Origin of the sequence: Methylosinus sp. KRF6 (assembly GCF_018887255.1) — a bacterium.
GTDB lineage: Bacteria > Pseudomonadota > Alphaproteobacteria > Rhizobiales > Beijerinckiaceae > Methylosinus > Methylosinus sporium.
Genome location: NZ_JAHLJF010000001.1, coordinates 715,855 through 729,751 on the forward strand (window position 1 = coordinate 715,855; position 13,897 = coordinate 729,751).

General features: G+C 67.0%; 14 protein-coding genes and 1 riboswitch. Of the genes, 11 read left to right on the forward strand and 3 right to left on the reverse strand.

Annotated features, from left to right (window positions below; all coding sequences use genetic code 11):
* The first annotated feature begins 79 nt into the window (after positions 1–79).
* The 6 genes from KP010_RS03410 to serA all read left to right on the forward strand — a co-directional run bounded on the left by KP010_RS03410 (position 80) and on the right by serA (position 7,240).
* Positions 80–1,075 (forward strand): NAD-dependent epimerase/dehydratase family protein, encoded by a 996-nt coding sequence (locus tag KP010_RS03410; protein WP_216280421.1) that lies wholly within the window; start codon positions 80–82, stop codon positions 1,073–1,075.
* Entirely contained in the window at positions 1,072–2,481 is a 1,410-nt protein-coding gene (locus KP010_RS03415) for a glycosyltransferase family 1 protein (protein WP_216280422.1), read from the forward strand. Before KP010_RS03410 ends, KP010_RS03415 begins: the two co-directional genes overlap by 4 nt.
* Positions 2,482–2,655: 174 nt before the next feature.
* A complete protein-coding gene (locus KP010_RS03420) occupies positions 2,656–3,204 on the forward strand; it encodes a hypothetical protein (RefSeq protein WP_216280423.1) in 549 nt (182 codons plus the stop codon).
* Between the two features lie 131 nt (positions 3,205–3,335).
* Positions 3,336–4,184, forward strand: coding sequence for an outer membrane protein (locus tag KP010_RS03425; RefSeq protein ID WP_216280424.1), 849 nt, complete (start codon positions 3,336–3,338; stop codon positions 4,182–4,184).
* Between the two features lie 195 nt (positions 4,185–4,379).
* On the forward strand, positions 4,380–5,552 hold the full coding sequence (locus KP010_RS03430) for a phosphoserine transaminase (protein WP_142864326.1): 1,173 nt from the start codon (positions 4,380–4,382) through the stop codon (positions 5,550–5,552).
* Between the two features lie 101 nt (positions 5,553–5,653).
* The gene (serA, locus tag KP010_RS03435; protein ID WP_142864327.1) at positions 5,654–7,240 is read left to right on the forward strand and encodes a phosphoglycerate dehydrogenase; all 1,587 of its coding nucleotides are present in this window, start codon (positions 5,654–5,656) and stop codon (positions 7,238–7,240) included.
* A gap of 223 nt (positions 7,241–7,463) precedes the next feature.
* On the opposite strand, the gene KP010_RS03440 is transcribed toward serA, so the two are convergent.
* The gene (locus KP010_RS03440) at positions 7,464–7,646 is read right to left on the reverse strand and encodes a hypothetical protein (protein WP_108916344.1); all 183 of its coding nucleotides are present in this window, start codon (positions 7,644–7,646) and stop codon (positions 7,464–7,466) included.
* Between the two features lie 225 nt (positions 7,647–7,871).
* Positions 7,872–8,753: a tetratricopeptide repeat protein gene (locus tag KP010_RS03445; protein ID WP_142864328.1), complete on the reverse strand. Its 882-nt coding sequence runs from the start codon at positions 8,751–8,753 to the stop codon at positions 7,872–7,874.
* Between the two features lie 465 nt (positions 8,754–9,218).
* Here KP010_RS03445 and KP010_RS03450 point away from each other — a divergent pair, with 465 nt between their 5' ends.
* Positions 9,219–10,544 (forward strand): Nramp family divalent metal transporter, encoded by a 1,326-nt coding sequence (locus KP010_RS03450; protein WP_142864329.1) that lies wholly within the window; start codon positions 9,219–9,221, stop codon positions 10,542–10,544.
* A gap of 140 nt (positions 10,545–10,684) precedes the next feature.
* A complete protein-coding gene (locus KP010_RS03455; RefSeq protein ID WP_185966602.1) occupies positions 10,685–11,008 on the forward strand; it encodes a hypothetical protein in 324 nt (107 codons plus the stop codon).
* 54 nt (positions 11,009–11,062) lie between these two features.
* Here KP010_RS03455 and cobO read toward each other — a convergent pair whose 3' ends face one another.
* The gene (cobO, locus tag KP010_RS03460) at positions 11,063–11,692 is read right to left on the reverse strand and encodes a cob(I)yrinic acid a,c-diamide adenosyltransferase (protein ID WP_142864330.1); all 630 of its coding nucleotides are present in this window, start codon (positions 11,690–11,692) and stop codon (positions 11,063–11,065) included.
* 41 nt (positions 11,693–11,733) lie between these two features.
* A riboswitch (cobalamin riboswitch) is annotated at positions 11,734–11,927 on the forward strand.
* A 30-nt stretch (positions 11,928–11,957) separates the two neighbouring features.
* On the opposite strand from cobO, the gene KP010_RS03465 reads away from it, so the two are divergent.
* Genes KP010_RS03465 through cobW form a run of 3 tightly spaced genes read left to right on the forward strand, consistent with a single transcriptional unit; the run spans position 11,958 to position 13,889 of the window.
* Complete coding sequence (locus tag KP010_RS03465; protein ID WP_108916362.1) at positions 11,958–12,143, forward strand: CbtB-domain containing protein; 186 nt, start codon at positions 11,958–11,960, stop codon at positions 12,141–12,143.
* Between the two features lie 7 nt (positions 12,144–12,150).
* Positions 12,151–12,858, forward strand: a complete 708-nt coding sequence (locus KP010_RS03470) for a CbtA family protein (RefSeq protein WP_142864331.1) — start codon at positions 12,151–12,153, stop codon at positions 12,856–12,858.
* Positions 12,855–13,889 carry a cobalamin biosynthesis protein CobW gene (gene cobW / locus KP010_RS03475; RefSeq protein WP_142864332.1) on the forward strand — a complete coding sequence of 345 codons (1,035 nt, stop codon included), beginning with the start codon at positions 12,855–12,857 and terminating at the stop codon, positions 13,887–13,889. The genes KP010_RS03470 and cobW overlap by 4 nt, the downstream gene beginning before the upstream one ends.
* The last annotated feature ends 8 nt before the right edge of the window (positions 13,890–13,897 follow it).

The following is a 13,897-nucleotide window of genomic DNA, read 5'->3' on the forward strand; positions in this document are numbered from 1 at the left end:
CCGAGACATCGCTCGATCAGCTCATCCGCGAAATGGTCGACGCCGATCTCGAGCGGCTGAAGCGGGAACCGGGGACGCGATGAGCGCCGCAGCGGCCTTCCCCTCCGCGGCCCGATTCGAACGCATATTGGTGACCGGCGGCTCCGGCTTCGTCGGCCGCTATATGCTCGAGGGGCTGGCGCGCGCCTATCCCGCCGCACATCGCATGTCGCTCGCGCGGCCGGGCGAGCCCGCGCCCGCCGCCGGCTGGAGCCCGATCGCTTTCGATCTGCTCGATCCCGCGGAGACCGAGGCGACGATGCGCGAGGCCCGGCCAGATCTCGTCGTCCATCTCGCGGCCCAAGCCTCGGCGGCGAAATCCTTCGTCGCGGCGGAGGAAACCTGGCGCGTCAATTTCGTCGGCTCCCTCAATCTCGGCTCGGCGCTCGCGCGACATGCGGCCGAGGCTGTCGTGATTTTCGCCTCCACAGCCGACGTCTATGGCGCGAGCCTCGGAGAAGACGCGGCGCATGAGGCGATGATCCCGCGTCCGCTCAACGCCTACGCCCGCTCCAAGCTGGCGGCGGAGACCATGCTCGCGGATGTTCTGCCGCAGACGGCGCGGCTCGTCGTGGCGCGGCCGTTCAGCCATATCGGCCCCGGGCAGGACAAGCGCTTCGCCATCTCCTCTTTCGCGGCGCAGATCGTCGAGATCGAGAGCGGACGCGCCGAGCCGCGCCTTTGCGTCGGCGATCTCTCGGTGCAGCGCGATTTCCTCGACGTGCGCGACGTCGTCGACGCCTATCTGCGGCTCATCGCCATCGCGCCCGATCTTCCCGCACGCGACATATTCGACATCGCCTCGGGGACGACGCGCCCGCTCGCCTCTCTGGTCGAGGCGATGCGCAGGCTCGCGCGGCGCGATTTCGAGATCGTGGTCGATCCCGAAAGACTGCGGCCGGCCGACATTCCGGTCGCCCATTGCGTCGCCGCCAAGCTGCGCGCGGCGACCGGCTGGAGCCCGACCCGCACGACCGACGAGACGCTCGTCGATCTGCTCGACTATTGGCGCGCGGCCGCAGAAGCGGCGAAATGACGAAAAGCGAGCGCGAGCGACGTCTCGAGGAGCGCAATCGCCTGCTCGAATATCAGCTCGACTTTCAGAGGGCCGAGCTTCTCCATCTCGTCCATGAGCGCGAAAAAAACGTCTATTCGGCCGCATGGCTGATCTTCCGCCCGCTTCGCCGCTTGGAGGCGGCGTTGGTCGACGCCGTCACGCCGCTGCTGCGCCACGTCTCGCGCGAGCGCGCCGCTCCGGCGATCGAGGCCGGCCTCGTCGAGCCGCCCGCGACGCGAGAGACGCGCAAGCCGAAACGCCTGCTCGTCGATGTGACGGCCACCGCGCGGCGCGACGCCGGCACCGGCATTCAGCGCGTCGTCAAGAAAATCACGCAGGCGCTCTATCGCGACAGCGAGCTTCCCATTCCGGTGATCGCCGTGCGCTGCGAGGGCGGGCGGCTTTTCACTTGCGAGGCCTTCGTCGCCGCGCTCGTCGGAGGGACCGCGGGGGCGGATCGGGAAATAGAGATAGAACCCGGCGATCGCTTCTTCATGCTCTCGGACAGTTGGAACGCCTTCGAGGAGTTTCAGCCGGTCTTCGCGACTATTCGCGATGGCGGCGGCGCGATCGTCACCTGCATTTTCGATCTCATCCCCGTGCTCTATCCGCACGCCTGCCACGAGGTGACGCCGCCGCGCTATGCGGCCTGGCTGCGCCGCGCGCTCGTCGAGAGCGACGCCTTTCTCGCCATTTCGCGCACGGTCGCCGAAGAGCTCGCGGATTTCGTGAAAGAAACGGGCCTGCCGCATCGCCCAAATCTTTCGATCGGCTGGTTCCATTGCGGCTCGGACATCGCCGAAGGCGCGCCGGCCGCGCCGCGGCCGCCGATCGCCGCCGCCGCGGGAGGCGCCATGTTTCTTTGCGTCGGCACTGTGGAGCCACGCAAGGGGCATCGCGTCGCGCTGGCGGCTTTCGAGGCGCTCTGGCGCGAGGGCCGCGACATTCGGCTCGTTTTCGTCGGGCGGCGGGGCTGGTTCGAGGAGGCGCTCAGCGCCGAAATCCGCGGCCATGGAGAATTCGGGCGGCGGCTCTTCTGGTTCGACGATATCGGCGACGCCGAGCTCGCCTTTCTCTACGACAGCAGCGCGGCGGCGCTCGTCCCCTCCTATGCGGAAGGGTTCGGCCTGCCGATCGCCGAGGCGGCGCGCCGCGGCCGCCCGGTGATCTGCAGCGACATTCCCGTGTTCCGCGAGGTCGGCGGCGCCGGCGCCCTCTATTTCCGCGTCAACGACTCGGCAGCTCTCGCCGAGCGCATCGGCGCGTTTCTGGACGGGCGCGCCGAGGCCGATCCGTCCGCCGTCAGCCGCGTCTCCTGGGCCGAGGCCGCGCATCGCGTCGCGCAGGTCATCGCGACCGAGGATTGGAACGCCGAGCTGCCGTGAGCGGCGAAGCGGATTTGGGGCATTGTTCCGCCACGCCCGAAAGCATGATAGAGAACGAATTGCGGCGGCGGCGCCTGCGGCTCACTCGAACCGCAGGCTTCGCCGCTTTTGTTCGCAGCGGGAGCGCAAGTCGCGACTTCCGCGACAAAAGGCTCGAACCCCATAGGCCGTCATATGTCGTTCTCGTCGTCCATAAGCCTGCCGCCGACGCCCAAGGCGCTCCTCGACCTCATCAAGCTCGACGCCGGGCCGGCCTCTATGCCCGATAGCCGGCAGGCGCTGTGGATCAGCCTCGCCGCCTATTTTCTCACCGAGGCGGGCGGCCAATTGGTGAGCGCCGACATTCTTCCCTCCATCTCCTACGGCGTGGCGAGCGCCGCTCTGCTGGCCGCGCTGACCTTCGGAGCACTGGTCCTGACGGGAACCCGCGAGCGCTTGCAGCAGACGCTGATCTCCCTCGCCTCCACGGGCGCGGTCATCGGCTTCGTCTCGATGGTTCTGTCATTGATGGTCGCGCAGATATTTCCGCCGCCGATGCCCGCCATGAAGCTCGTCGGCTTCGTGCTGTTTCCGCTGGTGCTGTGGAAGTTCACCGTGTTCCTGTGGATCTACCGTCACGCCGGAATGCGCTTCATCCCTGCCTTCGCGCTAGGGGCGATCTACATCGGATTCACGCTGCTGATTCTGTCGCCGCTGCTGGTCCGCGTCTTCAACCTGCTCTGACGGCCCTGCGCCCCGCCGCCGAGCCGCGGCGGGGCCCATTAAGCAAGCATTAAGCATAATCACTTACGCATTGGTCATCACCCGCGTCGCGGCCCGCTCGAGGCCGCCCGGCGCGAAGCGAGGATGAACCAATGAGATTTTCCGGTTCCTGCGCCGGGGCGAGGCTTTTTTATGCGGTCCTGAGCCTTTCGACCTTCGGCCCGGCCGTCGCGGCGGACATGCCTTTCTTTGCGCCGCCCGAGCAGGAATACGAGCCCGTCGAGCTCGGGACCGGCTGGTATCTTCGCGGCGACATCGCCGCGGTTCGCTCGCCCGTGCTGAACATCGACGGCGCCGTGACGGCGAATAATTTCGTCAACAACTGGTCGGCCGGAATCGGCTTCGGCTATCGCTACAATAGCTGGCTGCGCACCGATCTCACCGCCGATTATCAGCCGCTCTACAGCCGATCGGGAGCCTCCTATGTCAGGACGCCCTGCCAGACCGGCGCGGTGGGCACGCCGGCCGGCGGACCCTACACCAACTCCGTCGGCGTCTACACCGACTGCTTCCCTTATTCGCAGAGCCGCGGAACCGCCTCGGTCTTCCTCGGCAATGTCTATGTCGATCTCGGCACATGGGGCGGACTCACGCCCTATATCGGCGCCGGCGCTGGCGTCGACGTGCTGTTCCAGAAGGCCCAGGTGCAATGGTACATGGGCAATCTCGTTCCCTATGCCGGAACGACCTGGACCGACCCCTTCACGCTCGGAACCTATATGGCCAATTGGGACCGCAGCTACTCCAACACCTATCTGAAATTCGCCTATGCCTTCATGGGCGGCTTCGCCTATGACATCACCGACCATTGGTCGGTCGACATCGGCTATCGCTATCTCAATCTGGGCACGATCTCCGGCAAGGACGCGCTGGGCGTCAGCCATTCGCGCAAGCTCGACATTCAGCAGGTGCGGCTCGGTTTCCGCTATCTGATCGACTGAGTTTCGCCTTCGCCGCCGCGCCTGGAACCGCAGCCGGCCCGCGAGTCGGCGGCCCTGTCCCCTCGCGAGAAGCGCCCCCGCCGCCGCGCCCCGGAACGCGACCGCCCCGCCCCAGCTCGCGCCCGACTTGACGCGAAGACGTGTTGCGCGTAGCGCAGGCTCCGAAAATCCATGCCCCGGGGAGGCAGCACGAAAATGCCCGTTCAAAAGCCCGGCGTGAAGCCGGCCGATCCACGTTTTTCTTCAGGTCCCTGCTCCAAGCGTCCCGGCTGGACGCTGGACGCGCTCGCGGGCGCGGCCCTCGGCCGCTCGCATCGCTCCCCGGCCGGCAAGGCGAAGCTGAAGGAAGCCATCGATCTGACGCGCGAGGTGCTTCGCGTGCCGGCGAGCCATCGCATCGCCATCGTCCCCGCCTCCGACACCGGCGCCGTCGAGATGGCGCTGTGGTCGCTGATCGGCGCGCGCGGCGTCGATGTCGCCGCCTGGGAGAGCTTCAGCGCCGATTGGGTCACCGACATCATCGAGCAGTTGAAGCCGGGCGCCGCCCGCAGCTTCGTCGCCCCCTTCGGCGAATTGCCCGACCTGTCGAAGATAGACTTCGACAATGATTTCGTCTTCGCCTGGAACGGCACCACCGCCGGCGTGCGCGTGCCGAACGCGGATTTCATCCCCGCCGACCGCAAGGGGCTGACCATCTGCGACGCCACCTCGGCCGCTTTCGCGCAGCCGCTCGATTTCGACAAGCTCGATGTCGTCACCTACTCCTGGCAGAAGGTGATGGGCGGCGAGGCGGCGCATGGAATGCTGATTCTCTCGCCGCGCGCCGTCGAGCGGCTCGAGAGCTACACGCCCGCCTGGCCGCTGCCGAAGATTTTCCGCCTCACCAAAAACGGCAAGCTCGTCGAGAGCATTTTCGAGGGCGACACGATCAACACGCCCTCCATGCTCTGCGTCGAGGATTATCTCGACACGCTGAAATGGGCCAAATCGATCGGCGGGCTCGACGCGCTCTTCGCGCGCGCCAACGCCAACGCCAAAGTGGTGCATGACTGGGTCGAGAAAACGCCCTGGTTCACCCATCTCGCCCAGGATCCGGCGACGCGCTCCAACACCGGCGTCTGCCTCGTCTTCGCCGATCCCGCCGTCGCCGGCTTGCCGCGCGCCGAGCAATCGGCGCTCGCCGCGCGCATCGTCGGCCTCGTCGAAAAAGAAGGCGCGGGCTTCGACTTCGGCGCCTATCGCGACGCTCCGCCCGGCCTGCGCATCTGGTGCGGCGCCACGGTGGAGGCCAGCGACGTCGCGGCGCTGACGCAATGGATCGACTGGGCCTATGCCGAGGCGGCGGCGCAGGCGGCCAAAGCGGCTTGAGTCGCGGGCCGCTCGTCACGATCTAGGGAAAGGGACGGCCGCCGCGCCAGCGCGGCGCCGAAGGGGGCGAAATCTCGGGCTCGGCCCGAGGGAGGCCCTTCATGCCCAAACGCGTGCTCGTCTCCGACGCGCTCTCGCCCGCCGCTCTCGAGCTTTTCCGCTCCCGCGAGATCGAGGCCGACTACCGGCCGGAGCTCGGCAAGGAGCCGAGCAAGCTCGCCGCCGCCATCGGCGCCTATGATGGACTCGCCCTTCGCTCGACCACGCAAGTCGACAAAGCGCTGCTCAAGCGGGCCGAGCGGCTGAAGGTCGTCGGCCGCGCCGGCGTCGGCGTCGACAATGTCGATGTGGCCGCGGCGACGGCTCGCGGCGTCATCGTGATGAACACGCCCTTCGGCAATTCGATCACCACCGCCGAGCATACGATGGCGCTGATGCTTTCGCTGGCGCGGCAAATTCCCGCCGCCGACGCCTCCACCCGCGCCGGCAAATGGGAGAAGAGCAAATTCATGGGCGTCGAGCTCGCCGGCAAGACGCTCGGAATCATCGGCTGCGGCAATGTCGGCGCCAATGTCGCGACGCGCGCGCTCGGCTTTTCGATGCGCGTCATCGCCTATGATCCCTTCCTCACCGAGGAGCGCGCCATAAGGCTCGGCGTCGAGCCGGTCGATCTCGAACAGCTGCTGGCGCGCGCCGATTTCATCACTCTGCACACGCCGCTCACCGCCAAGACGCGGCATCTGCTGAACGCGCAATCACTGAGCAGGACGAAGCGCGGCGTGCGCATCGTCAATTGCGCGCGCGGCGGCCTTCTCGACGAGGCGGCGCTCGTCGCGGCGCTGGATGAAGGCCATGTGGCCGGCGCCGCGCTCGATGTGTTCGAGACCGAGCCGGCGCGCGAAAATCCGCTGTTCTCGCGCCCCAATGTCGTCTGCACGCCGCATCTCGGCGCTTCGACGATAGAAGCGCAGGAGAAGGTCGCCGTGCAGATCGCCGAGCAGATGTCGGATTTTTTGACGCGCGGCGCGATTGTCAACGCCGTCAACTTTCCCTCGATCGGCGCCGAGGAAGCGCCGCGGCTCGCGCCCTTCGTCGATCTTTCCGAAAAGCTCGGCTCCTTCCTCGGCCGGGCGACCGAAGCGCCGATCGAGCGCATCTCCGTCGTCTACGAAGGCGCGGCGGCGCAGCGCAATATCGCGGCGATGACGGCGGCCGCCATCGCCGGCGTGCTGCGTCCGGCGCTGGCCGAGGTCAATCTCGTCTCGGCGCTCGCCATCGCCAAGGAGCGCGGGATCGCGATCGACGAAGCGACGCGCTCCGGCGAGAGCGATTATGATTCTCTCGTCGCCGTCTCGGTAATAACGCGCGCGGGGGAAAGAAGGATCGCCGGCTCTGTGTTCCACGATGAAAGGCCGCGCATCGTTGCGGTGGAGGGCGTGCGCGTGGAAGCGGAATTCGCCGAACGGATGATTTTCGTCTCCACCGCCGACCGGCCCGGCTTCATCGGACGTTTCGCAGGATTACTCGGCGCGGCGGGCGTGAATATCGCCACTTGCGCTCTGGGACGCGATCGGCCGGGCGGCTCGGCCGTGGCCCTCGTCGCGGTCGACGAGCCGGCGCCGCGCGAGACGATGCGAGAGATCGCCGCGCTCGCCGGCGTGCGCTTCGCCACGACTCTGCAATTTTAAAAGGAAAGAGCGGCGCTTTTTCACAGGCGGAGCGTCCCGGCCGCAGACGGGGAGTCCTCTCCTCGGCGCCTCCTCGTCCGCCTCACTCCGCCTCGATGTCGCGACATCGAGGCGGAGGAGGCGGATCGAGTGACGACTTTTCAAAAGTCCACGATCGACGCCGAGCCGCGAGCTTCACGAGAAGGGAGCGAAGCCACAGCCGAAAGGCGAAGGATCGTCTCTATTACTGAATCATCTTCACGGTGCGGCCGACGCCCGGATCGGAGCCGTTGCCGGTGCCATTGGTGCCAGCCGGCGAAATCCAGTCCGGAACCTTCGTCAGAGCGATAATGACGAACGCCGTGATGCCGACGATCCAAAGCACGGTTTTGCCGATATCCGCGCTGCTGTGAGTGCCGATAGACATGTGACGATCCTCCGAATGTTGGTGCTTATTTTGTTTTTTTTGCACTTGATGCGGCGCATCGGCGCAAGCCTACACCATCTCGTTTCCAGTTTCAATGCGGCATGTAGGCGCGCGACAAAATTAGTCAGTTTCAATGCGCAACGGAAGCGCGGACGCAAAAAGGCGACCCCGGGGCCCGACGGCTCCAGGATCGCCTCATATGTCTCATTGCGTGAGAAAGGGCGCTCAGTCCCGGCGCGTCAGATAATATTCGAGCATGGCCACGGCCGCTTTGCGGTCCCCCTCGCTCGCCCGCGCCAGCGCGCGCGAATGTAGCTCGACGATCCATTGATCGGTCGGGCGATCGCCGGCGGCCTCGCGCGCCAGCGTGAGATACATCAGTCCGCGGGCGCGCTGCGGCGGACCGCCGGCCTCGCCGTTGAACATAAGATGGCCGAGCAGCGCCTGCGACGGCGCATGGCCCTTGCGCGCGGCGAGATCGAGCCAATTGGCGGCCTGGCGCGCATCCTTGGAGACGCCATTGCCGTCGAGATACATGCGCGCGAGGTTATATTGAGCGTCGGCGTTTCCGAAATAGGTCGCGGCGTAACGGAAGAGATCGAAGGCGCGGCCGGCGTCCGGCTCGATCTTCGCGGCGGCGATGCCCTCGAGATAATAGACGCCGACGGCCACAAAGGCGCCGGCCGCCATCAACCGCTCGCGCGGGCTCGGCTCGTCATCGGCGAAATGATCGACGAGCTTGGAGAAATAGGCGTAGGCCTTGGCGTCGTCGCGGGTGACGCCGTCCCCATCCGCATACATGCGGCCGAGCTTCCACTGAGCGAGCGATTCCCCGCCATCGGCGGCGTAGCGCAGCGCCTCCACCGACTTTTTGGCGTTGCCGGCATGATAGCTCTCGAGACCGGCGCGCAGAGCCGCTCGCGGATCCTTGAAGATGGTGAGCGGCTGTGTGGCGGCGGCGAGCGAGCGCGGCTCCTTCCCGTCGAAGGCGAGGGCCCGCTCCGCGGAAACAGCCCCGACCGTCGCGCAGCCGAGCGCGAGATAGAGCGTCCCGAGACGCCCGCGCGGCCCTACCGTCGACGCAATCGCCTGGAGAAACACGATCATCGAGGATCTGACTTTCTCAACGCCGCTGGCGTTCGAAAAAAACGCCGCGCACCACCACCGCCATGCGTCACTGTCGAAAATTCGACGACAGTCGTTCAAAAACGAGAAGAGCGTTCTCCCGCGCGACGAGCCGGCGCGGGAGGCGTCCCCATGTCCTCGATGACCTTGTGACCGGCCGAGATTAGCGCAGCGTTTATGGCTGAAAAGGGGCATGTGGCGCTTTGCGCGCTCTGCGGAAAACTATCTCGACGACTGTTGCAACAAGGTCACAAGTTTTCGCGTTTCGCCACATGCCGGACGCCTCCACGACGCATCCGGCTACGCATTGCGACATAGAAACGACCCAGTCCACATTGCGCCTGCGCGGCCGCCGGCGCCGATCGCTGGCGCTCGCGGCGGGAGGGGCCTATATCGTTCGAGGAAGGTCCGCCTCGGAGGAAGGCGAGCGAAGCCGAAGGTCGCCCGATGCACGCCGTCTCGCCCGATTTTTCCGCCACGCTCGTTTCGGCGCGCGGCGATATGCGCGGTTCGGTGCGCGTCCCGCGCGAGACCGTCGGCTTTCGCCGCCTCTTCATCTTCCTCGGCCCGGGCTATCTCGTCGCCACCGGCTATATGGACCCCGGCAATTGGGCGACCGCCCTCGCCGGCGGCTCCAAATTCGGCACGGCTCTGCTCTTCGTCGCCGTCCTGTCCAGCCTGATGGCGATCGTGCTGCAATCGCTGACGGCGCGGCTCGGCCTCGCCACAGGGCTCGATCTCGCCAGCGCCTGCCGCCGCCGTTTTCCGCGCACGGCCTCGATGGGGCTCTGGCTCCTGGCCGAGGCGGGCATATTGGCGACCGATCTCGCCGAGGTCATCGGCACGGCGATCGGCCTGCAATTGCTGTTTGGCCTGCCGCTCGCTTTCGGCGTCGTCGTCACTCTGCTCGATACTTTCCTCGTGCTCGCCTTCGAGCGCCTCGGCTTTCGCAAGATCGAGCTTTTCGTCGTCGCCATGCTGGGGATCATCGCGCTCGCCTTCGGCGGCCAGCTGCTGCTGGCGCGGCCCGATCTCGGCGCGGTCGCCGCCGGCCTGGTCCCCACCCGGGCGCTGATCGAAAATCCCGAGATGCTCTATATCGGCCTCGGCATTCTCGGCGCGACCGTGATGCCGCACAATCTCTTCCTGCACTCTTATATCGTGCAGACGCGCGACGTCGGCTCCGGCCCGGCCGACCGCCGCGAGGCGATCGACTTCGCCATTTTCGACAGCTCGCTGGCGCTGCTCTTCGCGCTCGTCATCAATGGCTCGATTCTGGTGCTTGCGGCGTCGGTGTTCCACGCCTCCGGCCATACCGAGGTCGCCGAGCTCGGCCAGGCCTATACGCTGATCGCCCCGCTGCTCGGCGCGCCGATCGCCGCCAAGCTCTTCGCCATCGCGCTCATCGCCTGCGGCCTCAACTCCACGGTGACGGCGACACTCGCCGGGCAGATCGTGATGGAGGGCTTCCTCGAGCTGCGCATGAGGCCGGCGCTGCGGCGCCTGATCACGCGGCTCATCGCCATCGTCCCGGCCGTCGCCGTCACGCTGATCGCCGGGGAAGAGGCGACCGCCCATCTGCTGGTGCTGAGCCAGGTGGTGCTGAGCTTCACTCTGCCTTTCGCCGTCGGGCCCCTGGTCTGGTTCACCGCCTCGCGCAAATTCATGGGCGAACTCACGGCGCCGCGGGCGACCACCGCCGTCGCGGCCGTCATCGCGCTGGCCATTATCGCGCTCAACGGCAAGCTCATCCTCGACGCGATCCTCGGCTGATCTTAACCCTCCCTTGACCATGTGGTCCGGCAAGGCGGCGTTTACCATGCGCGCGCCGGAACAATCCCTTTGCGCGCGACGTTCTTTCCCAGCCGAGGCGGCGCCGAGAGCCTCCTCGATCAAAGCAAGGAAAGAACGGCATGATTCGACATATGGTTTATGCAGCGGCTCTGATCGGCGCGCTGATGCTGCCCGGCGCGGCCTCCGCCCGCGGCCACCATCATCACGGCCATCACCATCACGGCCACCACCACCACCACCGCCACCATCATCATCACGGCCGCCATCATCATCACGGCCATCACGGCCATCACGCCGGGCGCCACGCCGGATGGGGCGGCGGTTATGGCGGGGGGTATTATGGACGGTCCTATTATGCGGGACCACGCTATTACGCGGGGCCGCGCGTCGCCCCCAACGCCTGCTGGCGCTGGTGGAACGGCCGCCGTCACTGGGTCTGCTGATCGCGGCTCGTCGATCGGCTCCCGGCGAGGCCTCGGCCGGCCGGGACGCCGCTCTCAGAACTCGACGCCCTTCTGCGCCTTCACCCCGGCCTGGAAATGATGCTTCACCAGCGTCATCTCGGTAACGAGATCGGCGATGGCGATCAGTTCGGGCTTGGCGTTTCGGCCGGTGACGACGACATGCAGATCGCCGCGCCGGGCCGTTAGCGCCTCGACCACCTCCGCCAGCGGCAGATGCTCATAGCGCAGCGCGATCGACAATTCGTCGAGCACCAGCAGTCTTATCGACGCATCGGCCATCATCTCCTTCGCGGCGTCCCAGGCGCGGCGGGCCGCAGCCTCGTCGCGGACGCGGTCCTGCGTCTCCCAGGTGAAGCCCTCGCCGAGCGTGCGCCAGCAGAGCAGCTCCTCCTCTGCGCCGAGCTTCTCGAGGATTCGCCGCTCGCCGGTGTCCCAGGCGCCCTTGCCGAATTGCACGACGCCCACGCGGAAACCATGCCCCATGGCCCGCAGAGCGAGGCCGAAGGCCGCGGTCGATTTGCCCTTGCCGGGGCCGGTATGGACCATCAGCAGGCCCTTCTCGGCGATGCTCTTGCCGGCGACCTCGGCGTCCTGCACGGCCTTACGCTTCTCCATCTTCTCGCGATGGCGGCGGGCGGCGTCTTCTTCCGCGACTTCCGACATGATCAGCGCCTCCTAGCCGTTTGACGGCTCCTTCTCTCCGTCATATGACTGTTCGCGACGGTCCTCCGCAAGGAGGCGAAGAGGGAATGCGGTAGGGGCTCGCCCCGATCCGCGGCTGCCCCCGCAACTGTGAGCGGCGAGCGCGAGCCCGTGAGGCCACTGGGTGAAAGCCCGGGAAGGCGGCGAGCGCAGCGACCCGTGAGCCAGGAGACCTGCCGTCCAGCGAAACCACGAATGCCGCCGGTGGGGCGGCGAGGAGCAGAACATGACCACGAAGACCCTTTCCGCCGCCGCGATTCTCTCCGCCAGCCGCCTCGAGATCCTGCGCGCCGCGCTGGTCGTCTTCACGCTCGGCGCCGGCCTCGTCTATCTCGCCGGCTTCTCCTATGCGAGCGTCGCGCATAACGCAGCGCATGATTCGCGCCATTCGCTCGGCTTCCCCTGCCACTGACGCAGCGGTGATCCAGCGACTCCTCGCGGTCGGCCTATTGGCCGGCCTTCTCGCGGGGCTCGCGGTCGCGGCCCTGCAGAATGTCACCACGACTCCGCTGATCCTCGCCGCCGAGGTCTATGAGACCGCGGCCGAGCAGGCCCATGCGGGAGGCGAGGCGCATCAGCACGAGCACGCCGCCGAGTCCGCTTGGGAGCCCGCGCCGGGCCTCCAGCGCACCGCCGTGACCAGCGTCGCGACGAGCGTCACCGCGGTCGGCTACGCTTTCGTGCTGCTCGCGCTGATGCTGCTCTCCGGCGAGACGATCGAACCCAAGCGCGCCGCGCTCTGGGGCGCCTGCGCCTTCGCCTCCACCGGCCTCGCCACCAGTCTCGGCCTCGCGCCGGAACTGCCGGGCAGCGCCGCCGGCGATCTCGCCGCGCGCCAATTCTGGTGGATCGGCACCGCGGCCGCGACCGGCGCCGGCCTTTTCGCCGTGCTGCGCGTCGAGCGTCCGCTCATCAAAGCACTGGGTGTCGCGCTGATTCTCGCGCCGCATCTCATCGGCGCGCCGCAGCCGCCCGCGCCCGAGAGCACCGCGCCAGCCGAACTGGCCGCGCGTTTCGCCGCCGCTTCTCTCGCCATTCACGCGATCACCTGGATTCTGGTCGGCGCGGCGGTCGGCTTCGTCTGGCGGCATCTCTCGACAAAGACCAGCGCGGAGGCCGCGGCGTGAGCACATTCGCCAAAATCCCCGCGACCATCGTCACCGGATTTCTCGGCGCCGGCAAGACGACGCTGATTCGCCACATCCTCGAGACGGCGCGTGGCCGCCGCCTCGCACTCGTCATCAACGAGTTCGGCGATGTCGGCGTCGACGGCGATATTCTTCGCGCCTGCGGCGTGGAGAATTGCCCGGAGGAAAACATCGTCGAACTGGCCAATGGGTGCCTCTGCTGCACGGTGGCCGACGATTTCGCGCCGGCGATCGAGGCGCTGCTCGCGCATCCGAACCGGCCGGAGCACATCATCATCGAGACCTCCGGCCTCGCTCTGCCCAAGCCTCTGGTCAAAGCCTTCGAATGGCCGACGATCCGCCCGCATCTCACCGTTGACGGCGTCATCGCCGTGGTGGACGGCCCGGCGGTGGCGGCAGGCCGCTTCGCCGACGATCTCGACGCCATCGCGAAAGAGCGCGCCGAAACCCTCGCGATCGACCACGACAATCCGCTGGAAGAAGTTTTCGAGGATCAACTGCTCTGCGCCGATCTCATCGTGCTCAACAAGACCGATTTGCTGAGTGCGGAAGAGGAAGCGCAAGTCACGGAGCAAATCCGCGCCACTGCGCCACGCGCGGTAAAGCTGCTGCGCGCCAGCGAGGGCAGGCTCGACCCCGCCATTCTGCTCGGTCTCGGCGCGGCGGCGGAGGACGATCTCGCCAATCGCCCCTCTCATCATGATACGGAAGAGGACCACGATCACGACGATTTCGAGAGCTTCATCGTCGAGATCGCCGCCGCGCGCGACCCGGCCGAGCTGATCGAGCGCTTGGCTCGCGTCGCCGAGGCGCATGATGTTTTGCGCATGAAAGGCTTCGTCGAGATCGCCGGCAAGCCGATGCGCCTATTGGTGCAGGGCGTCGGCGCGCGCTTTCGTCATCAGTTCGACCGCCCCTGGCGCGCCGATGAGAATCGCGCGAGCCGCCTCGTCGTCATCGGCGAAAAGGGTCTCGATCGCGCGGGCGTGACGGCCATGCTGACGAGCTGAGGACGCGC